At 65.3% G+C, this 22,523-nt stretch carries 15 protein-coding genes and 2 pseudogenes; 7 read left to right on the forward strand and 10 right to left on the reverse strand.

What is annotated here, in order from left to right:
- Positions 1-14: 14 nt before the first annotated feature.
- The 5 genes and pseudogenes from leuB to BLT40_RS18900 all read right to left on the reverse strand — a co-directional run.
- Positions 15-1,079: a 3-isopropylmalate dehydrogenase gene (gene leuB, locus BLT40_RS18880; RefSeq protein WP_090355871.1), complete on the reverse strand. Its 1,065-nt coding sequence runs from the start codon at positions 1,077-1,079 to the stop codon at positions 15-17.
- Positions 1,076-1,672, reverse strand: a complete 597-nt coding sequence (leuD, locus tag BLT40_RS18885; protein WP_036116577.1) for a 3-isopropylmalate dehydratase small subunit — start codon at positions 1,670-1,672, stop codon at positions 1,076-1,078. Before leuD ends, leuB begins: the two co-directional genes overlap by 4 nt.
- On the reverse strand, positions 1,669-3,084 hold the full coding sequence (leuC, locus tag BLT40_RS18890; RefSeq protein ID WP_090355875.1) for a 3-isopropylmalate dehydratase large subunit: 1,416 nt from the start codon (positions 3,082-3,084) through the stop codon (positions 1,669-1,671). Before leuC ends, leuD begins: the two co-directional genes overlap by 4 nt.
- Entirely contained in the window at positions 3,081-4,028 is a 948-nt protein-coding gene (locus tag BLT40_RS18895; protein WP_090355878.1) for a branched-chain amino acid transaminase, read from the reverse strand. The genes leuC and BLT40_RS18895 overlap by 4 nt, the downstream gene beginning before the upstream one ends.
- A gap of 63 nt (positions 4,029-4,091) precedes the next feature.
- Positions 4,092-5,267, reverse strand: a pseudogene (locus BLT40_RS18900) (2-isopropylmalate synthase); the annotation flags it as partial.
- 523 nt (positions 5,268-5,790) lie between these two features.
- Between BLT40_RS18900 and BLT40_RS18905 the strand changes: the two are divergent.
- Together BLT40_RS18905 and BLT40_RS18910 are read left to right on the forward strand one after the other, a co-directional pair.
- Complete coding sequence (locus tag BLT40_RS18905; protein WP_090355887.1) at positions 5,791-6,675, forward strand: hypothetical protein; 885 nt, start codon at positions 5,791-5,793, stop codon at positions 6,673-6,675.
- 307 nt (positions 6,676-6,982) lie between these two features.
- On the forward strand, positions 6,983-8,284 hold the full coding sequence (locus tag BLT40_RS18910) for an OprD family porin (protein ID WP_090355890.1): 1,302 nt from the start codon (positions 6,983-6,985) through the stop codon (positions 8,282-8,284).
- Between the two features lie 26 nt (positions 8,285-8,310).
- Here the strand turns inward: BLT40_RS18910 and thrC are convergent, their stop codons facing one another.
- The 5 genes and pseudogenes from thrC to BLT40_RS18935 form a co-directional block, all read right to left on the reverse strand.
- Positions 8,311-9,588: a threonine synthase gene (gene thrC, locus BLT40_RS18915; protein ID WP_090355896.1), complete on the reverse strand. Its 1,278-nt coding sequence runs from the start codon at positions 9,586-9,588 to the stop codon at positions 8,311-8,313.
- 2 nt (positions 9,589-9,590) lie between these two features.
- On the reverse strand, positions 9,591-10,541 hold the full coding sequence (locus BLT40_RS18920; protein WP_090355974.1) for a homoserine kinase: 951 nt from the start codon (positions 10,539-10,541) through the stop codon (positions 9,591-9,593).
- Positions 10,535-11,602 (reverse strand): annotated as a pseudogene (locus BLT40_RS18925) (homoserine dehydrogenase); the annotation flags it as partial. The pseudogene BLT40_RS18925 and the gene BLT40_RS18920, both read right to left, overlap by 7 nt.
- A 550-nt stretch (positions 11,603-12,152) precedes the next feature.
- A complete protein-coding gene (locus BLT40_RS18930) occupies positions 12,153-14,147 on the reverse strand; it encodes a bifunctional 2',3'-cyclic-nucleotide 2'-phosphodiesterase/3'-nucleotidase (RefSeq protein ID WP_090355901.1) in 1,995 nt (664 codons plus the stop codon).
- A gap of 181 nt (positions 14,148-14,328) precedes the next feature.
- Positions 14,329-16,254, reverse strand: coding sequence for an alkaline phosphatase family protein (locus BLT40_RS18935; protein WP_176809218.1), 1,926 nt, complete (start codon positions 16,252-16,254; stop codon positions 14,329-14,331).
- Between the two features lie 178 nt (positions 16,255-16,432).
- On the opposite strand from BLT40_RS18935, the gene BLT40_RS18940 reads away from it, so the two are divergent.
- From BLT40_RS18940 to BLT40_RS18960, 5 genes are all read left to right on the forward strand, one after another.
- A complete protein-coding gene (locus tag BLT40_RS18940) occupies positions 16,433-18,724 on the forward strand; it encodes a TonB-dependent receptor (RefSeq protein WP_090355909.1) in 2,292 nt (763 codons plus the stop codon).
- A gap of 56 nt (positions 18,725-18,780) precedes the next feature.
- Complete coding sequence (locus tag BLT40_RS18945; RefSeq protein ID WP_090355913.1) at positions 18,781-19,827, forward strand: glycerophosphodiester phosphodiesterase; 1,047 nt, start codon at positions 18,781-18,783, stop codon at positions 19,825-19,827.
- Between the two features lie 87 nt (positions 19,828-19,914).
- A complete protein-coding gene (locus BLT40_RS18950; protein WP_090355917.1) occupies positions 19,915-21,426 on the forward strand; it encodes an amino acid permease in 1,512 nt (503 codons plus the stop codon).
- 168 nt (positions 21,427-21,594) lie between these two features.
- Positions 21,595-21,822 (forward strand): hypothetical protein, encoded by a 228-nt coding sequence (locus tag BLT40_RS18955; protein ID WP_139382835.1) that lies wholly within the window; start codon positions 21,595-21,597, stop codon positions 21,820-21,822.
- Between the two features lie 91 nt (positions 21,823-21,913).
- Entirely contained in the window at positions 21,914-22,408 is a 495-nt protein-coding gene (locus BLT40_RS18960) for a hypothetical protein (RefSeq protein ID WP_143025918.1), read from the forward strand.
- Positions 22,409-22,523 lie beyond the last annotated feature (115 nt).

Genomic DNA, 22,523 nt, shown 5'->3' on the forward strand with positions numbered 1-22,523 from the left:
GATCTTCTTGTCGTTCATGCGGCCTCCGCGTTGGCGTGACAGGCTTCCAGGACGGCGCGGGTCACGTCATGCGTGCTCGCGCTGCCGCCCAGGTCGCGGGTGAGGTTGGCGTGCTCCAGGACGTGATCCACCGCGGCTTCGATCACGGCGGCCTCGTCGGCCAGACCGAGCGAGTGACGCAGCAACATCGCGGCGGAGAGAATCGTGCCGAGCGGGTTCGCCAGCGACTGGCCGGCGATATCCGGTGCGGAACCGTGGATCGGCTCGTAGACGCCCGCGCCGGGACCGCCGATGGACGCGGAAGGGGACAGACCCAGCGAGCCGGCGAGCACCGAGGCTTCGTCGGTCAGGATGTCGCCAAACATGTTCTCGGTCACGATGACGTCGTAGTCGGCGGGACGCGTCAGCAGATGCATCGCCATGGAGTCGACCAGCTGATGTTCCAGCTCGACATCGGGGTAATCGGCGGCGACGCGCGTTGCCACCGAGCGCCACAGGCGCGATGTCTCGAGCACATTGGCCTTGTCGACCGAGGTCACCTTCCCGCGGCGTGTACGTGCCAGCTCGAAGGCATGGCGGACCACGCGTTCCACTTCTTCGACGCTGTAGCGGCATTCATCCGTCGCATCGGTCTCGCTGCGCGTTTTCGCACCGAAGTAGATGCCACCGGTGAGTTCGCGGATGAAGACCAGGTCGACACCCTTCGTCCGCTCCGCTTTCAGCGGTGACAGCGCCGCGGTGCGCGGATGCAGCTTCAGCGGGCGCACGTTGGCGAACACACCCAGCAGCTTGCGCATGGCCAGCAGGCCCTGCTCGGGACGGACCTTCGCAGCCGGATCGGACCACTTCGGACCACCGACGGCACCCAGCAGGATCGCGTCGGAAGCCAGCAAGGCGTCACGCGTCCTCGGCGGCAGCGGATCGCCGAAGCGATCGATCGCATCCCCGCCGATGGCGTGCTCGGCGAACGTGAACTCGTGGCCGAAACGTTCGGCGATGGCGCTCAGCACGGCGACGCCGGCCTCAGCGACTTCCGGGCCGATACCGTCACCCGGCAATACGACGATCGAGGCCTTCATGCGGCTTCCTCCATGCGTGCTTCGAACGCCGCGATGTCGGCCTCCTGCTGCAGCAGGAAACCCATCTGGTCGACGCCGTTGAGCAGGCAATGACGCGAGAACGCGTCCAGATTGAAACGAATGGTGCCGCCGTCCGGCAGGCGGATGCTGCCTTCGGCGATATCGATGCGCAGTTCGACGCCGGGATTGTCGAGCAGCCAGCGGTGCTCGGCCTCGCTCACCACGATCGCCAGCAGGCCGTTCTTCAGCGAATTGCCGCGGAAGATATCCGCGATCTCGCTGGAGATCACCGCCTGGATGCCGTAGTCCAGCAGCGCCCAGGGCGCATGTTCGCGCGAGGAGCCGCAACCGAAGTTGTGGCCGGCGACGAGGATCGAGCAACCGCGCGCCGCAGGCTGATTCAGCGGGAACGCGGGGTCGTCACTGCCGTCGGCGGCGTAGCGCCAGTCTTCGAAGCAATGCTTGCCCAGGCCCGTACGTTCGGTGGTGGTCAGAAAGCGCGCCGGGATGATCCGGTCGGTGTCGATGTTTTCGTTACGCAGCACCGCCGTGCGGGAATGCACGTAGGCGAGCGGGCGGCTGGTCTGGCTCATGCGGCGACTTCCTGGTTCATGTAATCGCGGGGGTCGGCGACTCGGCCGGCGATCGCCGACGCGGCGGCGACCAGCGGGCTGGCCAGTACCGTGCGTGCGCCCTTGCCCTGACGACCTTCGAAATTGCGGTTGCTGGTGGCGACGACCAGCTGGCCCGGCTGGGCGAGGTCGCCGTTCATGGCGATGCACATGGAGCAGCCCGGTTCGCGCCACTCGGCACCGGCGGCGCGGAACACCTCGTGCAGCCCTTCGCGCTCGGCATCGCGCCGTACCTGCTCGGAGCCCGGCACCACCAGCATGCGCACGCCGGCGGCGACGGTGCGGCCGCGCAGGATTTCCGCGGCGGCGCGCAGGTCGGACAGACGACCGTTGGTGCAGCTGCCGACGAAGACGACGTCGACCGTCTCGCCCGTGATCGGCTTGCCCGCGGTGACCTTCATGTAGTCGAGCGCACGCTGTTCCTGCGCGTCGGCGGCGGCGGGCACGTTGCCGTGGATCGGCACGACCATGCCGGGATGGGTGCCGTAAGTGACCGACGGCTGGATCGCCGACGCGTCGATGCGGACTTCGCGGTCGTAGGTGGCGCCTGCGTCGGTGGGCAGCGCACGCCACGCGGTAACGGCACGGTCCCAGGCTTCGCCGCACGGCGCGCGCTCGCGGCCCTTCAGCCAGTCGAAGGTGGTCTCGTCCGGCGCGATCAGGCCTGCGCGTGCGCCAGCCTCGATCGACATGTTGCACACCGTCATGCGCTCCTCCATCGACAGCGCGCGGATGGCTTCGCCGGTGTACTCGAGCACGTAACCGGTGCCGCCACCGATGCCGATCTGGCCGATGATGTGCAGGATCAGATCTTTCGCGGTGACGCCTCGCTGCAACGCGCCGTCGACATGGATCGCGAAGGACTTCGGCTTCCGCTGCAGCAGGCACTGCGTGGCCAGCACATGGCCGACTTCCGTGGTGCCGATCCCGAAGGCCAGGGCGCCGAAGGCGCCGTGCGTGGCGGTGTGGCTGTCGCCGCAGACGATGGTCATACCCGGCTGCGTGGCGCCCACTTCGGGTCCGGCCACATGCACGATGCCGCGTTGCGGGCTGTCCCAGCCCATGAGGTCGATGCCGAACTCGGCGACGTTGGACTCCAGCTTCGCGACCTGGGCTTCCGCCTCCCTCGTGTAATACGGGCGCCTGCCGTCCGCATCGGCGGGCAGCGTCGGCGTGGAATGGTCCAGCGTGGCGAGTGTGCGATCGGGGCGGCGCACCTTCAGCCCGCGTGCGCGCAACTCGTCGAAGGCCTGCGGCGACGTGACTTCATGCACCAGGTGCAGGTCGATGTAGAGCACGCCGGGCGTGCTTTCCGTTTCGGCTTTTACCTGGTGGCTGTCCCACAGCTTGTCGAACAGGGTACGCGCGCTCATGCCGCGACCCTCCCGTCCGCGGTTTCCCCGATGGGCGACAGCCAGCCCCACTGGTCTTCGGTGCGGCCGTCGAACAGCCCGAAGAAGTCGTCCTGCAACTGACGGGTGATCGGCCCCGGACGACCGCTGCCGACCGGCTTGCGGTCGACCGAACGCACGGCGGTGACTTCGGCGGCCGTACCGGTCATGAACACTTCGTCGGCGAAGTAGAGCATTTCACGCGGCAGCGGCTGTTCGATGACCTGGAAGCCGCGCGCGCGCGCCAGCGTCAGTACGGAGTCCCGCGTGATGCCGCACAGGATCGACGAGGCGGCGGGCGGCGTGTAGATCACGCCCTTGCGCACGATGAACAGGTTCTCGCCCGCGCCTTCGCTCAGCAGCCCGTCGGTGCCCAGCGCGATGCCCTCGGCGAAGCCGCCATTGATCGCTTCGCGCGCGATCAGCTGGCTGTTGAGGTAGTTGCCGCCGGCCTTGGCGCCGCTGGGATAGGTATTGGGCGCGGCGCGGTTCCACGAGGAGACGCAGACGTCGACACCCTTCTCGATCGCGTCGGCGCCATGGTAAGCGCCCCAGGGCAAGGCGATGATCGACACGTCGACCCTGGTGTCGAGCGACGGCGCCAGGCTGAAGGTGAATCCGCTACGGAAGACGATGGGACGCGCGTAAGCGGACTGCAGTCCGTTCGCGGTGATGACATCGCGACAGGCCTGATTGATCTGCCTGGCGTCGTACGGCATCACCAGGTCGTACACACGCGCGGAATGGAACAGCCGCTCGGTGTGCTCTTCCAGTCGGAAATAGCGCGGGCCATCCGGCGTGGAGTACACGCGAATGCCTTCGAAGACGGAGGAGCCGTAATGCAGCGCGTGTGCGCCGACATGGACGGTGGCGTCCTGCCAAGACGTGATGCGGCCGTTGTGCCAGAGATGTTTCGGGGCTTCCATGGATCCTCCTCAGGACTGGACCGCGACGGGCGCGGCCTGGGTATCGAATTCGTAAGCGCTCATCAGAGCGGTGAGATCGTCGTTGGTTACCGAGCGCTGCCTGTCGGCCAGCGCCTTGAAGCGATCGAAGACGGCGTCCAGCGTCGTTTCGTCGATGTCGTAATCCAGTTCTTCCAGGCGCTGCCGCAGCGCGTGGCGACCGGAGTGCTTGCCCAGGACCAGCGAGGTTTTCGCCCCGACGTCCTGTGGCCGCATGATTTCGTACGTGCCCCGATGCTTGATCATCCCGTGCTGGTGGATGCCGGACTCGTGCGCGAAGGCGTTGTCGCCGACGATCGCCTTGTTGCGCGGCACGGCCTGCCCGGTCACTTCGGCCAGCAGGCGAGAGGTCGGATAGAAGTGCCGGGTGACGATGCCGGTATCGACCTTGAACAGTGGGCGGCGCGTGTGCAGCGCCATGACGATCTCCTCCATGGCGGCGTTGCCGGCGCGTTCGCCGATGCCGTTGATGGTGCATTCCACCTGGCGTGCACCGGCGGCGACGGCGGCCAGCGAGTTGGCGACGGCCAGGCCGAGATCGTCATGACAGTGGGCCGAAAACACGACTTTGTCCGCGTTTCTCACGTGGGTGCACAGGTAGGTGAACATCCGGGTGATTTCGTCAGGGGTGACGTAGCCGACAGTGTCGGGAGCGTTCAGGACGCTGGCGCCGGCTTCAACGGCGACCGAGAAGATCTCGGCGAGGTAGTCCGGTTCGGTGCGCAGGGCATCTTCGGCGGAGAATTCGACTTCGTGGGCCAGGGCTTTCGCCCGGTGGATGGCTTCGGCGGCGATGTCGATGACTTGCTGCTTGCTCTTGCCCAGCTTGTGTTCGCGATGCAGCGGGCTGGTGGACAGAAACAGGTGGATCCGTGAGTGATGCGCGCCTTGCAATGCTCTGCCCGCGCTGTCGATATCGCCTGGCTGGCATCGGGCCAGCGCGGCGACCGTGGGCGTCTTCAGCGATCTCGCGATCTCGGCTACGGCGGCGAAATCGTCGGGTGAGGCCTGGGGGAATCCGGCCTCGATGATGTCGACACCCAGTTCTTCCAGGGCATGCGCCATGCGCAGCTTGGCTCGTCGGTCCATGGAGAATCCAGGGGCCTGTTCGCCGTCGCGCAAGGTGGTGTCGAAGATACGCACGCGGCCGCCTACGTCGCTCTCGACGGATTCGGTGCTGCCCTGGTTTGCTGGATTCATGTCTGGCTCCGCTCGTGAATGAGGCGGGCCCGGGGCAATAAAAAACCCCGCATCCGTTGCCGGGTGCGGGGTTCTTCAGGAGTCTTCAGGTTTGTTGCTTATTCACCTGGACACTTGCCCTCAGCCCGCACCTCCGCAGGTAATAAGTACAAGGCTAAGAAGAAGGAGGCCGCCACCGAGACGCAGCTTGCCGACCGCCGGAAGGCGGTTCAGGTCAAAGCGGCCATGGGTGGTGCGCTGCGTCATGTCATCGAACGTATGTCACTTCGTCGACGTGTGTCAACACTTTCGCGCGAAACTTTTTTCCTAGGACGTTTGGACGGCTAGACGCCCGATGTCGTGGTTTTCCTACGCAGGCCGCGCTGGAATGCGGCTTGCGGCCAAGTGGTATGGCCCTCATGGAATGAGAAAAATGGACAGTTAGTGGGAGTGTGACGGAGGTCGCACTTGGTCACGTTGACCGTGTTTTTTTGCGCCACCTAAACTGGTCACGTTCCAGTCGACGTATCCCAAAGGACGATTCATGGCCAAGCAACGGACGGCCGGAGCGCGCATGTTTGCGCGGCTCACGGCATGCACCTTCCTCGCGTTCACCCCTCTCGCCCATGCGGCTGACGCGCCCCCTCCCTTTATCGAGTACGAAGCCGCCGGTGAGTATTTCACCGACCTGATGCAGGTGAGCCTCCGGGCCATGCAGGCGCGCTGCGAACACTTCAACGAACCCGACTGCCAGCTCATCTCGGCGAGAACCAGCGACATCGGCTACGCGTACACCTATCAGTTCCGCTATGACCGGCCGGGCGGCGACAGCGAATGGCACAGCAGCGGCGATGGCGGCTACGGCTACATGTCCTGCGCGCCGGGATTTTCGGTCTACATGATGGCCTTAGGCATGCCGATGGGGCCCTTCGCGAACCGGGAGCTCGATGTGGACAACATGTTCCCCGTGTTCTGTCAGGCGGCCGGGCGCGCTTCGGCGGTTGCCGGGAAGCGTGATGTCTCGGATGCCTACCAGGACGGGAAGCTCGCCTTGCGCGAGGTGACCGAGGGCGGGCGGAGCGTGCGCTGGACCGTGAATGAGGAGGATGCCGGCATCAGGGTGCGCGGCGTCTCCCGAGAGTCGGTGTCCGAATTTCTCATCAATGACGATCGCGTGGTCACCATCGGTGATCGGGTCACCCTGATCTACGCCGCCGACGGTTCGCTGCGACGGGTGCAGGGCAGCGACGGCACGTCGATCGATGCGCAAGGAAAATACGATCCGGAAGCAAGGCTTGGCCTACTGCTTGCGTCGATCACGGCCCAGTTGCCTGAGGTCGGTTCGCCGGGGCCGCTGGGAGTGGTGGCGAAGACGGGCGATGCGATTCGCGCACTGCTGGCCCGCTCGGAGGACCGGGACGAGCCCTGACGTCGAGGCTGGAGCTCGTGGGAGCGGCATCCGCCGCTCCCACGAACCGGGTCCCGCCATGCATTTTCCTCAACTCGGAAATGTCATTTTTGTTTCAAGTTTGTTACAGGGTTGCCGATAATGGGCGGGCAACCCGTCGCGTCATCCGCGCTGTTGCAAGTCGAATCGCATGAAGTTGCGAAAAGCGTGGGTGACGAGCGAAGTACTTCTTCCGCGACGTCCCCGGTCTTGAATTGAAATTGCGCTTGAAACGCAAAGCAGGGGATACAACCGTGGTCAGCTCGTTTTACGCCGGTGCGGTGCACTGATGCGCGCCCGTTATCTGATCGCCGTCGCACTCGCATGCACGGCCGCCGGCGTCCAGGCCGATGATTTCTTCCGCGACGGTTCGTTCAACGGCGAACTGCGCCTGTACAGCTTCGCTCGTCATTACGACGCCGACACGCAGTACAACACGCGAGCCACGTCACTGGCAGGGCTGTTCACCGTGAAGAGCGGCAAGGTCGGTGGCTTCAGTCTCGCCGCCACCGCGTTCTCGGCGCAGTCGCTCGGCACGCGTGCCGATAACCCGGGCCGGGTCGATACCTCGCTGATGGGACCGAACCACGCGGTCAGCGGGTTTACCCAGGCCTATGCCGAGTATGCGAACGACTGGCTCGTGGCACGGGCCGGTGACCAGTATCTCAACACGCCGTGGATGGGGCAGTTCGACTCGCGGGCGATCCCCGCTTCCTATCAGGCGGCCATGTTCGACTTCAAACCGGCCAGGGGCTGGGACATTTTCGCCATCCGCACGCTCCGCTGGAAAAGCCGAACCTCCAGCGGCTACAACGACGACAACCTGTATTACCCGTCGACGTACCATCACGACTCGATGTACGGGAACAACGGCGCATTGCCGCGCACCGCGCAGGAAATGGACGGCACCACGGCGATCGGTACGACTTACGCGACCGGCGGCCTTAAGGCGCAGGCGTGGTTCTACGACTTCGAGCACTTCGGCCGGATGAGCTACGTGGACGGCATGTACACGTTCAGGAACGACAGCGGTATCACGCCGTTCGTCGGCGCGCAGATCGTTCGCCAGACCAGTGGCTCTGACAATGTGCTCGTCGAGACGCACACCAGGCTCACCGGTGCCGCCGGCGACCGCGTCGATGCGCAGGCATGGGGCGTGGATGCGGGTGCGTCGGTCGGCAAGGCCAGGTTCGACGTGGCGTACAACAAGCTCGAGCGTCAGCACGACGCGGTGGGCGGTGGCGCGATCATCTCGCCGTACAGCAACAGCTATTCGGCCGATCCGCTGTACACCACGTCGATGCTGCGTGGCCTGGTCGAGCAGGGGCCGGGACATGCCTGGAAGGCGAAGGCGACCTACCTGATGCTGCACGACGCGCTGAGCCTCACGGCGGCCTATGCGCACTACGACACCAATCTGCGTGGTACCAGCCACAATCTGTACGTCGACATCGTCTACAAGCTCGACGACGTGCTGAAGGGTCTGCAGATCCGTGATCGCTGGGAGCACCCGGTGGGCGGTACCAACAATCTCAATCCCGGCAACCTGCCGTGGACGAGCAACCGCCTGATGATCGCTTACCAGTTCTGATCGGACGCATCGCCGGCAGGGGCTGGTTACCAGCCCCGCAACCACTCCGCGAACATCCGTCCGTCCGCCGCCATCGGCTCCGCGATCGCCCTGCGCGACAGCATGGCACCCAGCGCTTCGGGCACCGCGACCGTACGTCCTATCAACGGCTCCACCACCGTATCGAACTTCGCGGGATGTGCCGTCGCCGCGATCGTCCATGCGCGTCGATCGCCGGCATGCCGATGTCGCTCGAACACGCGGACAGCCGTCGCGGTATGCGGACAGAAGATCTCGCCGTCGTTACTCGCATGGCGACGAATAACATCGCGGATCTCCGCGTCGTCGACGCTTTCGGCGTGCCCGCCGCGTCGCGCCGCTTCCTCACCGCCGAACAAATGGCAGAGCCGCTCGAAGTTGCTTGGCGCGCCGACATCCATCGCGTTGGCGATCGTGGCCACCGCATCGCGCGCGCGATAAGGCTGTCCGCCGAAGAATTCCGGCAGCGTATCGTTGGCATTGCAGGCAAACATCACATCCCCGATCGGTAACCCGATCGCGCGCGCCCACAAGGCGGCTACCGCGTTACCGAGATTCCCCGTCGGCACGATCGTGTGCATCGCTTCGTCGGCCTCCAGCGAGGCATGGCCGAAGTAGGCCATCTGTGGCAGCAGGCGGCCAAGGCTGATGCTGTTCGCCGAGGACATCGGTACGTCGGATTGCAGGGCTGGGTCGCCGAGCGCCGCCTTCACGAGACGCTGGCAGTCGTCGAAGCTGCCCTCCACGCGCAGCGCACGCACATTGCCGCCGAAGCTGCCGAGCTGATGCGCCTGTCGCGGCGATACCCGGTTGTCCGGGTAGAGAATGGCGACGCGCACGCCCGGCAGATGGTGGAAGGCGGCTCCCACCGCGGCACCGGTATCGCCGGAGGTCGCGACGAGAATGGTCAGCGGCCGGTCGTTGTCGCGACGCAGCCGGCTGAGGCACGCGGCGAGAAAGCGCGCCCCGAAATCCTTGAACGCCGCCGTGGGGCCATGGAACAGCTCGAGCACATGTGCGCCGTGGACGGGCAGCTGACGACGGGGCGTCGGATGGGCGAAGGCTTCCGCACAGATGGCAGGCAGTTCATCCTCGAGCGGATCGCCTGCGAAGAACGGTTCCAGCATCCGCAGCGCGGTGCCGGCGAGGTCACCCTGGCGAAAAGGCAGCGACACCGTCGGCATCCGTTCGGGAACGTAGAGCCCGCCGTCCGGGGCGATGCCCGCGGCGATGGCATCGGAAAGGCGCGTGGGCGCGGCACCGCCGCGCGTACTGACGTAGCGCATGCTCAGAGAACCCTGGCGGCAGGGCCGTCGATGGGAGCGACCAGTATGTCGCTGTCGTGGCCAGCCGCGGCGAACGCGGCGCGCATGTCGTGCGACGCGGCGTCAGCCGAGGCGCGGTCTTCGAACCAGCCGAACACACTGGGCCCCGCGCCGGAAATGCTGGCGCCGAAGGCACCGTGATCCAGCGCGGCCCGCTTGACGTCGGCAAAGCCCGGAATGAGCGGTGCACGTCGCGGCTCGACCAGTACGTCCGAAAGACCCTCGCGTACCAGCGCCGCTTCGCCGCGATAGCAACCCGCGAGCACGAGGGCGAGGTTGGCGCTTTGCGCCACGAATTCACCCAGCGCGTAATGGCCCGCGAGTGCGGCGCGCGCCCGGCGGGTCTCCAGCACCACATGCGGATGGACCAGGGCGCAATGCCATGCCGCCGGTACCGGGATGCGCACGAGGCGCTTGTCGGTGGCCAGCACCAGTCCGCCGAGCAGCATGGGGCCGAGGTTGTCACCGTGACGGCTGCCGCTGGCGACGGCTTCGCCGTCCAGCGCGAACGGATAGAGCGCCTCGCGCGGCAGCGGCTCGTCGAGCAACGCGTTGGCGGCGACGACGGCGGCCACGCAGGACGCGGCGGAGCCGCCCATACCGGAGCCCAGCGCGATGCCCTTGTGCAGGGTGAGTTCGAAGCCGAAGGGCAGGTCGAGCGCACGCACCATCGACAGCAGTGCGGCGCCGGCGGTGTTGTCCACGGCGGCCAGCGGCAGGTCGGTGATCACGCCATGGATGGCGGCGATGCGCACCTCCCGTTCGGGGATGCGGCGCACTTCGGCGCGATCGCCCGCGCCGGCGACGCAGTGGCCCAGGATGTCGAAACCGACGCCGACGTTGCCGACACTCGCATACGCCTCGGCGACAGCGACATCCGCGCGGATCAGGGGTGAGGATTCTTCTTTCAGCATGCGCACCGTTTTACTCCCATGGCACCGGCCACGCGCAGCAGATCCGTAAATACCGCCGCGGCCGTGACCTCGGGACCGGCACCCGGCCCCTGGACGACCAGCGCATTGTCGCAGTATCGGCGGGTGGCGAAACGCAGCACGTTGTCCGTGAGCTTCGAATGGGCGAAGGCATGGTCGGCGTCGACCACCTGCACGCCGACCGAGGCACGGTGGCCATCGAGCCGCGCGACGTGGCGCAGTACACCTCCCGCGATACGGGCATCGGCGAGCAGGGCGGCCATGGGCGCATCCATCGCTTCGAGGTTGTCCATGAACTCGTCGCGCGAGGACCCGGCGAGCTCGGCGGGGATCAGGCTGCGAACGGCCACATCGTCCAGAGACAGGGCAACGCCGGCCTCGCGGGCGAGGATCACAACCTTGCGGGCCACGTCCATGCCGGACAGGTCGTCGCGCGGGTCGGGTTCGGTGTAGCCCATGGCGTGGGCCTCGCGGACCAGTGCCGAGAACGGTACGGAGCCATCGAAGCGGTTGAAAAGCCAGGCCAGCGTGCCGGAAAGCATGCCTTCGACGGCCGTGAGCTCATCGCCCGTATCGATCATGTCGCGCAGGGTCTGCACGACGGGCAGGCCGGCACCGACCGTGCCTTCGTAGTACAGGTGCGCACCGCTGGCATCGGCCGCGGCGGCGATCTTGCGCCAGCGTTCGAGCGGGCCGCTGGCCGCGCGCTTGTTCGGGGTGACGACGTGGATACCGGCGCCGAGCCAGCCGGCATAGTGGTCGGCGACCAGGTCGCTGGCACTGCAGTCGGCGATGACGGCGACATGGTGGCCGTCCCCGGCGACATAGGCGGCAAACTCATCGAGTTCGGCCGGGCGCCAGGTCTGCGCGCCGTGCTGGCGGCCGTTGAGGGCGTCGTCGTCGCAGTCGAGCCACATGTGCCGGCTGTCGCTTACGGCGCGCAGGCTGAGTTCGAGGTTGCAGTCACGCAGCAGACGCGGAGCCGCAAGGCGCAGCTGGTTCAGCAGCGCACTGCCGACCTTGCCGGGTCCGACGACGCCGACATGCACCACGAGAGGCTGGACGGCGGCGCGCACGGGCGCGGCGCGTAAGGGTGAGCGGGGTAATGCGACAGCGATGGACACGATCAAAGCCTCCGGTGAGAGGCCCGTGGTCACGTCAGGTGGGGATCTTGGCTGGGAGTTCCGGCGCCGATCCCGTCCTGCGGGAGGTCGGGGCCGGCAGCGACAAGGAACTAGGCGCGCGCGAACTCCGATCCTCCGACCATGGTAATGGTCGTAGTGGATGTGGTCGCGGTGGTGGTCACGGACGCAAGCGTGCCGGTCGTGGAGACCGTGGTGAAACGCAGCGCTGGCGTGATGGGATACATGTGCCCGACGTTATGCCCGGGTGATGGGGGCTGTCAAGCGTGTCGGACGTGGCCGGATGGCCTATGGAGGATCTGGGTTTGCTGCCGGGGGGGCGGGGCAAGGTTGAATCGCCCGCAAGGCGGGCTCCTACAAGTCTGCGTAATTTTGTAGGAGCCCGCCCCGCGGGCGACCCCGTCCATCGCAGCCTCGGTAGGAGCCCGCCCCGCGGGCGACGCGGACTACCTCAACGCTTCGAAAGATCCAGCGCGTAAACCGCCGTACCGTCGCCATTGTCGCGCAGCTGCCTGATCGCCAGTCCCTGCGCCTTGGCTACGCCTTCCTTCCCGGACGCCGCCGTAAACGTCACCGGCCCCCTGATCTTCACCGGCACGAAGCTCCACGAACGCTTGTCCACGTCCTTCGCGGTCACGGTCTTCTTCGCCTCGACCCACTTGATCACGACTTCGCGGTTGCCGTCCGGCGCGTTGAGCACGACGGACTCACCGTTCATGCCGGGGAACTCACCACCACCGTTCGCACGATAGCTGTTGGTCACGACGATGAAGGTCTGGCCATCCCGGATCGCCTTGCCCTTGTACCGAAGATTGCCGATACGCTGGCCTTCCGGCTTCGTGATGTCGATGGTGTACGTGATGCCGCCCTGCATCTGGTCGAAGTTATACGGCACCAGCTTGCCGGTGAGCGGCTGTTCGCCTTCCTTCGACGGATCGATCTGGTTGAAGCGCGTCGCCGACTTCTCGAGCCAGGCCTTCACCCCTGCCGTGTCGATCTTCACCGCCGCCAGCGTGTTCGGATAGAAGTAAAGATCCGCGGCGTTACGGATCGTCATCGGTCCCCTGGCGACATCGGTGTAATCGTCCGGACCGCCGAAGCCCGTACGAAAGGCGGAGGCCGCGGAAATCACTGGGATGTCCTTCCACTCCGGATGCTCACGCGCGATCTCGTCGCGCGCGTAGTCGGCCTGAGCCGCGTTGACCACCGCCAGTGCGCTCATGTTGCCTTCGTCGGCGAAGTAGCTGGTGAGGTCGTGATCGGTCGCGCCGATCGGCGTGTTGACGTACGCGACCGCGGCGTCGTGCGCTTCCTTCACGATCGGCGCGATGGCCGGATCCGCAGGCACGCACTCGTTCTTCTTCGGGCAGATCGGACGGACCTGGCTGTGGCTCTTGTCCTTCTGCACCACCCAGCGACCGTTCTCGCGGGTCATGGTCATGTTGATGACACCGAGATCCTTGCCGAAGAAGCCGCCCATGACCGCAGGCACGCCGCGGACGATGCCGCGCTTCGCGTCGACGTCTTTCATGTCCATGTAGCGCGGCCCCGGAAACTCGGTATGCGAATGGCCGAGCAGCAGCGCATCGATGCCCGGCACACCGGCGAGGTACCACCCGCCGTTCTCCATCTGCGGCGTGTACGGCGCGGTGTTGAGGCCACCGTGCAGGATGGCGACCACGAGGTCCGGCTTCTGCGCGAGCACCTCCGGCATGTAACGGTTGGCCGCTTCGACGACGCCGTCGACGGTGACCTTGCCCTGCAGGTTGCGCTTGTCCCAGTCGAGGATCGGCGGCGGCGTGAAGCCGATGATGCCGATGCGAAGCGCGGTCGGCGTGGTGCTGCCGTCGGCGTTCTTCACCTCGACGGTTTTGGTCACGATCGTCCACGGCTTGAAGATCGGCTGCTTGTCACGAACGCTGTAGACGTTGGACAACACCAGCGGAAACTTCGGGCCGGCACACTGCCGCGGCTTCACGCCGTCGACGTTCATCGCGGTGTTGGTGACCTGCGCAAGGAACGGCAGGCCGTAGTTGAACTCGTGATTGCCGGCGGTGCCGCCGTCGTAACCGATCGCGTCCATCGCGGCGTAGATGCCGAGCTCGGTATCGCAACCGACCGGCTTGACCAGTGCCTGATAATCGGCGAGTACCGAGCCCTGGATGGTGTCGCCGCTATCGAACAGCACGGTGTTCGGAAACTCCTTGCGCGCCTGACGGATCAGCGTGGCGAGACGCTCGTAGCCGAAGCTTGGGTCGTCCTTCTGCTTGTAGTAGTCGTACGAGAGGATGTTCGAATGGACGTCGGTGGTCTCGAGGATGGCGAGGTCGAGCGTGGCGCCATCTTTCACGCTGCCGGTTTTGCCGGACTTGTCCGCGGTCGGCGCGCTGGCGCACGCAGCGAAAAGGGCGGCCGAAAGCGTGGCCATCGCGAGAGATCTGAACATCGAAGGGTATCCGGGTGGGAACAAGGAGATTCGGGGCGGAAAACTAGCAGAAAAGGTCATGTAGGAGCGCGCCTTGCGCGCGATGGGTGTGTTGCGGGTGTGCCGCTCGTGTGCCGCGTCGCCGCTTCGTTGGCTTTTCGCGCGCGGGGCGCGCTCCTACACGCGGGGGTGGGGCGCGCTTTTACGGGAGGCGTTCCGCCTTGGCCTGGTCGAAGTAGGTGTAGGTCTTGCCGTTATCGCTCAGTTGTCTGGTCTTGAGGACGAAGCGGTACGTCGAACGATTCATCGGCGTGCCGTCCACGCGGCGCACGTCCAGGCCCGTCGCGGTGTCGGTCGCGATATCGGCGGGCTTCACGCTCAGACCTTCGGGCGAGTGCCCTTCCAGCGCCTCGCGCAGCACGCGCCCGTCCGGCTTGCCGAGGTCGATTTTCAGCACGGCCGCGATGGTCGGCGCGACGTCCACGTTGCCGCTCGGCAGTTCGCTGCGCAGGTTCCTGCGGAAATCCGGACCGCTGGCCAGCAGCATGTTGTGCACGTCGATCGGGCTGAAGCTGCCGTGCATGCCGCGCTCGTTGGACATGCTGGTATAGACCGTACCCTTGAAACCCTGCACGGTCGCGTCGGCATTGAAGTCGTAGCTGACGATGATGTCGGGTGAACGGGTGTTCTCAAGGTGCACGGCCGCCAGCGGGAGTGTGCCGGGGATCTTGCCGTAGCGGGCGTCGACGAAAATCGCGCCGAACATCTCGCGGCTCTGCAGGAAGCGTACGGCTTCCACGATGCGTGCGCGATCGTGCGAGGGCAGGTAGAGGTATTCGCTGCCGCCATTCGGCGCGATGACGAAGGCATCGTTCGGCAGGTCGGCCGGTACTTTGTACGACGGCGTCGTATACGGGCCGGGCTTGCCGCAAACGCGGCCGTCATCGTCGAAGCGGGTCGGATGCAGCTGCGCGCCATCCGCTTTGAGGCCGGACATCACCGGCGCGTAGATGCAGCCGAAACCGTCGAACGCCTTGAAGCCGGCGTGGGTCATCTCATCGGCGAGACGAATCGCGCCCGACGTGGAGAAGCCCCATTCCGCATCGACGCGACCGACACGGCCATCGGCGATCTGACGCAAGGGGAACAGGTCGGCAGGACCGGCGACGTTGCTGTGCGCGTGGTCGGAGACGATCACCAGATCGGTATCCGCGTCCATGCCCAGCGACTTCAGCTTCGCCTGGAGCTGGCCCAGGAGTTCGTCCTGTGCGCGCAGGGCGAGATGGAAGTTCGGTGAACCCACACCATAACTGTGCTCGGTGCCGTCGGGATTGCGCAGCCAGACGAAGCTGATATCGGGCTTCTCGACCGGCAGAACGTAGTCGAGGAAGGCCTTCATCAGGAACGCATTGGACGGTGTGGCCGGTGCACCGGCGCCATCGGAGGCGTCCGTGGTCGAGCCGTCTTTCATCGTGACCAGCGGCAACGGCGCGGTGGGCGTGCCGTTGTCCGGCTCCAGGTGGAAATGATCTGGATCGTAGGCGTGTACGGTATTGGCCGGCAGCGGATAGCCGGCCTTCGTCAGTCGCTGCGCGAAGGCCAGCGGCAGCGCCACGTTCTCATCGAGGATCACGCCGCCTTCGTGGATGTCCTGGAGGAAGGCCGGGCCCGATTTGCCCACCACAGCGGTCTTCAGCCCCGCTTTGCGTGCGCGCTCCAGCAACGTGGGCGCTTCGAGCAGATCGTGGTGCCAGTGATCGTCCAGCGCGCGCAGTACCGCATAGTCCTCGGTGTAGACCGGCGAGGCGAAGTCGCTGGGTGCGCCTTTCGCATCGAAACCGCTGGCGCCCGGCGCCCAGAAGCGGTTGCCGTAAAAACCGATCGTCCCCGGGAACGAGCCCGTGGCGAAACTCGACGCATTGACCATGGTGAAGGTCGGATAGGTCGAGTGGTTGTCCGCGAAATACGTGCCCTGCCTGGCCAGCGCCGCCAGATTCGGCGTGTCGTCTTCGCTGATGGCATCCGGTCGCATGCCGTCCCAGACGAAAACGATGACGCGGCGGGAGGCGTGCGCGTCCACGGCCAGGATCACCAGAAGCAGGGCGGCAAAGCGGGCGAGTCGGCGCATGGATCGGTTCCGCGTGAGATTAAAGGACGCCATGGTGAGGCGTGCGTGTTGCAGTACGGGGACGCGGCCGAACTGCGACCTGCGTCACTCCGCGTCACATGTTCTTCTCTTCGTAAGAAAACCTAAACACTGGGCGGCCACGCTCGAAGGCTTCTTACGTTTTACGAGTTTCCTTTCGATGAAGCACAACCGCAGCGCCCTGTTTCTCGCCCTCGCCGCCGCCATCGCCTTGCAGGCTCACGCCGAAGACGCGCCGCCCCCGAAGACGCAGGACCTGGACGCGGTCTCGGTGATCGGCCAGGGCGAGACCCGCCAGGTGCAGCGCATCGTGCCCCAGGATCAGAAGGTTCTCCCGCCGGGTACCAGCCCTCAGAAGATCCTGAATCGCCTGCCGGGCGTCTCGGTGCAGTCCAATGACGCGTTCGGCGCCAACGAGGAGTCCCAGTCGATCACGTTGCGCGGTTTCAATACCACGCGCCTCGGCTACACCCTCGACGGTCTGCCGCTGGGCGACAACGCCTACGGCAACTACAACGGCCTCAATATCTCGCGCGCCCTGATCGCCGAGAACATGGCGACGGTGGAGCTGTCAGAGGGCATCGGCGCGCTCGGGACGGCGTCGACCAGCAACCTCGGAGGCGCCATTCAGTATTTCTCGTCCGATCCGGCGAAGACCTTCGGTGGCAAGGCGGCGCAGACCTTCGGCAGCGACCACAACCGTCGCACCTATGCGCGCATCGACACGGGTGACTACAAGGGTTTTTCGATGTACCTGTCCGGCATCAAGGCCGACGCGGACATGTGGGCCCAGCCGGGCTCGAAGACCACGACCAGGCAGTTCAACGGCAAGGCCGTCTATGAGTTCGGTGACGGCAACCGGATCACCGGCTTCGCGGACACTTCGCGGACCGCGCAGGCCGACTACGCCTATCTGTCCAGGAGCGGCATGAGGCGCGGCCTCGGCTGGGACTGGAATCTCTACGCACCGGACTGGAACCGCGCCCTGGCGGCGGCCTATTGCACGCCGGCTTACACGGTCGGTGGGGTGCGCGACTCGCGTTGCGGCTACTCCGGCGGCGTCGACAACACCGACGATGCCTACTACCTGAGCCGCGCGTTGCGTCGCGACGATCTGTACTACGTGGCGGGTGACTTCGCCGTGGCCGATGGCGCGACGCTGCATACCCAGGTTTATCACCATGAGAACGCGGGCCAGGGCCACTGGTGGGCGCCGGGTCAGAAGTCCAACCCCGGCACCGCCGGGGAGCTGCCGATCTCCCTGCGCAGCACCAATTACACGATCAACCGCAATGGCGCGATCGCGTCGCTGTCGTGGGACCTCGGCAATCATCATGTCGAGGGCGGCGTGTGGTACGAGAAGAACAACCATCACGTGGAGCGCAACTTCTACTACGTGGACGGTCCGTTCAACGACGATTTCTATCTGTCCGACCCGGATCGTCGTCTGTTCTCGCAGGACTATACGATCACCACCAAACAGGCGTACCTGCAGGACAGCTTCAAGGCGATGGACGATCGTCTGACCATCGACGTCGGTGTGAAGAGCCCGCACACGACCATGAAGGCGGTCGAAGCGCCGGGCGTGGAAAGCCCGTATGCCAACGGCACGCTCAAGGCGGGCAAGTCGCTGTTGCCGCAGGCCGGTCTTGCCTTCCAGCTGGCGCCCGGCCAGGAGGTGTTCCTGTCGTATGCAAAGAACATCGCGGCGTTCCAGGGCGGCGGTGCCGGTGGCCCGCTCTCCGTGTCGCAGAGCGCGTTCGACGGTACCAAGGCCAACCTCAAGCCCGAACAGTCGCGCTCCATCGATGGTGGCTTCCGCAGCGTCGGTCAATCGTACGAAGCGTCGGTGGCGTTGTATGACGTGAAGTTCGACAATCGTCTGCTCTCCCTCAACCCCTGCCCGAGCATCGAGCAGGGCACGCGTCCGGAGTGCAACACCGCCTTCGTCAACGTCGGCTCGGTGTCCAGTCGCGGCGCGGAATTCACCTTCATCTGGAAGCCGGTCCGTGGCTTCGAGTGGTACAACTCCGCCTCGTTCAACCGCTCGCGCTACGACGACAACTACGTCGCCAGCGGTGTGGTCGTCCCGGTGAAGGGCAAGACCACGGTGGATACGCCCAAGCGCATGTACTCGAGCGAGATCAGCTACACCTACGGCCCCTGGTCGGCCAGCCTGCGTGGCAAGTACACCGGCAAGCGCTACTACACCTATACCAACGATCAGAGTGTGGCCGGCGCCACCTCGTTCGACTTCGGCGCGGGCTACGATTTCGGTACGATCGGCTACCTCAAGTCGCTGACGCTGGCGCTGAACATCACCAACCTCACCGACCATCGTTACGCGACCAATCTGACCGCGTTCGGCGCGACCGATCCGAACGGCCGCGCACTGGCGTTTCATGCCAGCGCGCCACGCCAGAGCTTCGTTACCCTGTCGGCGGATTTCTGATGAAGGCGATTGCTTTATCCTCATGCGCTCTGGCCCTGGCCCTTGGAGTGTTCTCGATGCCCACGTCCGCCGCCCCGGCTCCCGGTAAGCCGATTGCCGCGAAGGTCCTCGTCATCGGTCACCGCGGCGCCAGCGCGCTGCGTCCGGAGCACACGCTGGCCTCGTACGCCGTGGCCATCGAGGATGGTGCCGACTTCGTCGAGCCGGATCTGGTCTCCACCAGGGACGGTGTGCTGGTCGTGCGTCACGAAAACGAGATCGGGGGGACGACCGATGTGGCCTCGCATCCGGAGTTCGCCAGCCGCCGGGTGACCAAGACCGTCGATGGCGAGTCGATCACGGGGTGGTTTACCGAAGACTTCACCCTCGCCGAGCTGAAGACGCTGCGCGCCCGAGAGCGCCTTGCGGATATCCGCAAAGCCAACACGGCCTACGACGGCCAGTTCACCGTGCCGACCTTCGACGAGATGATCGAGTTTGTCGCCGCGGAAGCGTCGGCCAGGCATCGGGTCATCGGCATCATTCCGGAGATCAAGCACTCGACGTATTTCCATGGCGTCGGCCTGCCGATGGAAGACAAGGTGCTGGCGACGCTGGCGGCGCACGCCTATACGCGCACCGCACCCGTGGAGATCCAGTCGTTCGAGATCGGCAATCTGAAGTACCTGCGCGGCAAGCTGGGCAAGGATCACCCGAACATCCGTCTGCTCCAGCTGATGGATCTGGCCGACCAGCACCCGGCCGACCAGCCGTCGACCACCTACGGCGCGATGATGACCCCGAAAGGTCTCAAGGCCATCGCCACCTACGCCGACGCCATCGGGCCGTCCACGCGCAGCATCATTCCGCTGACCGGAGACGGAAAGCTGGCGCCGGTCGCGCCGCTGGTGCACGACGCGCACGCCGCCGGGCTGGAGGTGCATTCGTATACGTTCCGGCCGGAGAATCACTTCCTGGCGGCAGATTTCCGCGACGGCGCGGGGGATGCGGCGCGGAACGAAGCCGGTTCGGTGGCTGAGATCCGGGCCTATCTGGCGACCGGGATCGATGCGTTCTTTACCGACGACCCGGCGCTGGGGCGCAAGGCGCTCGATGGCCCCTGATCCTGCGGGGTGTCGGGCTTTTCTGACGACACCCTGGCCCTTGCCCCGCTATGATCCCGGGCTCTGCCAGCTCCAGGGGTCGCCCCGATGTCGTTAGCCAAGTTTCTCCGCCACAAGTCCGTCGAGCAGTTGCAGGCGGAGGTCGGCCTGCGTACGGACTTCCGCCGGGTCCTCGGCCTCTGGCAGCTCACGGCCATCGGTATCGGCGGGATCATCGGCGTGGGCATCTTCGTGCTCGCCGGCCAGCAGGCCGCCCTCAACGCAGGCCCCGCCGTGGCGCTCAGCTTCATCATCGCCGGCTTCGGCAGCGCCTGCGCGGCGCTCTGCTACGCGGAGTTCGCGGGGCTGATCCCTGTGACCGGCAGCGCCTATACCTACGGCTACGCCGTGCTCGGCGAGGGCGCGGCCTGGATCATCGGCTGGGATCTCCTGCTCGAATACGCCCTGGTGGTGGCGGTGGTCGCCATCGGCTGGTCCGGGTACGTGCAGGTGTTGCTCGCGACGGCGGGGGTGCATCTGCCGGAATGGGCGCAGAAGAGCATGAGTGCCGATACCATGAACTATTACTGGCAGCAGGCGAAGCTGGGCGTCGGTCTCAGCGTCGCGAATCCGCTGCCGGGCCCGACCGACGCTCACCGCTTCAACATCATCGCCGCCGGTATCTCGCTGTTCGTCGCCATTCTTTTGTCGATCAAGACGGAGTGGGGTGCGCGCCTCAACACCGTGATCGTCGGTATCAAGGTGATCGGCGTAGCGCTGGTGATCGGCGTTGGCGCGTTTTTCATCAACACCGCCAACTGGCACCCGTTCATCCCGGCGCGTGTATTCGACGCCAAGGGCATGGGCCACTTCGGCTGGCAGGGCGTGCTGACGGGCGCGAGCGTCGTCTTCTTCGCGGTGTTCGGCTACGACACGCTGACCACGGCGGCCGAGGAAGCGAAGAACCCGCAGCGCGACCTGCCACGCGCGGTGCTGCTCTCGCTGGCGGTCGCGATGGTGCTTTATATCGCCGTGTCGCTGGTGCTCACCGGCATCGTTCCTTACGGGACGCTAAGCGGCGAAGCCTCAGTGTCCGACGCCTTCAACGCCATCGGCCTGCCGTGGCTTAGCAACGTGATCGCCGTCGCGGCGGTGATCGGTGTGATCAGCGTGCTGTTCGCCTTCATGCTCGGCGCGGCGCGCATCTGGTTCGCGCTGTCGCGTGATGGGCTGTTGCCAGCATGGTTCGCGCAAGTGCATCCGCGCTTCGGTACGCCGGCACGCCCGACGATGATCCTGGGCATCTTCACCGCCGTCGTAGCGGGTCTGCTGCCTATCGGCGAAGTGGCGGAGCTTGTAAACATCGGTACGCTGAGCGCGTTCATCCTGATCTGCGCCTCGGTGCTGGTGCTTCGCGTACGCAAGCCGCACCTGGAGCGGAAGTTCAAGACGCCGGCCGTGTGGTTCGTGGCGCCGCTGGGCATTTTGTTCTCGCTGGCGCTGATCTGGGGGCTGCCGGCGATCACCTTCGAGCGGTTTGCGATCTGGATGGTGCTGGGCCTGATCGTGTATTTCACGTATGGCGTGCGGAACAGCAAGCTCAATCGTGGGTATCGTTGAGGTAGACGGCAGCCGTGAGGGGCTTACTGGCGATTCTCGCGACCATCCTGCTGGCTTACCCGATCGCGTTCGGGCTGCTGAGTAGCGGCACCGTGACCGTCGCCGGGTGGTTGGGTTTTGCTGTCGGTGTGTGTCTATCTGGAGCGTCTGCACATGGATAGGGAGTCGGTGCGCATCCTGATCGAAGAGGGGATCAGTCGGTCTGTCGTCGCATCGGGCGACCATCGACGGCAGGTTCTCCTCGATTTGATTGACCTGGACGCCGTGTTCGTCGATGGCCAAGGTTGGTCGCCCGCAGAGTTCGCGCGGGCATACCGAGATGACGTGGATCCCTCGCTGCAATTCCGTACCATGGCATGGCGCGGCCCGGATGACTGGCACATCAGCAGCGTATAGCCAGAACGTCACACGTGGCGTCGAGCGGAGTCGAGCCCGCAGCCGCTCACGCGTTTATGGATTAACTTTGCTTGGAGTCATGATGATTCAGATGAAAAAACAACTCGTGCTGCTCACGATCGCTACGGCCATGTCGATACCCGCCCTGGCCGCCGATACGGATGGCGAACCGCTTACCGCGGTGCCCGGACGCACGGTGTGTCAGGCCCGGCCGGTCGCGATCGGCGGCAAGCAGGTAGATGCCAAGCTCTGCGTCACCGAGGGCAGCATGAGCCACGATAAGTACGTAGTGAAAATTGGCTGGTCCACGGTGGTCGAAGGTATCGATGACGAAACGACCAAGGGCATCGCCGGTATGTATAAGGGCTCCCCGGTGTCTCTGACCTGTGAACCTCAGAGCAAGCCACCGGCAGCAGATGACCCTATGGTCGCGTCCATGGCAAAGTCGATGGCGGCGAGGCCGGACGTCACGTCTGAGCAAGCTCACGATCTCGCCATGAAAATGCTGAGTACCGAAGTGGGTCGCCTATGCCAGTTCCGTCAGGGCGATCAGGACCTGATGTCCGTGCAGGTGAAATTCTTGTAGGAATTCCCCTACACGACGTGTCGGCAATATCCTACGACTAAAGCTCAGCCCCTGAGATGCGCAGGCTCTAAAATTCCCCACCTCGGAGCAGCACGGCCCGGACCGGCCAGAAACA

The sequence above is a fragment of the Dyella sp. 333MFSha genome (genome assembly GCF_900102405.1).
GTDB classification, from domain to species: domain Bacteria; phylum Pseudomonadota; class Gammaproteobacteria; order Xanthomonadales; family Rhodanobacteraceae; genus Luteibacter; species Luteibacter mycovicinus.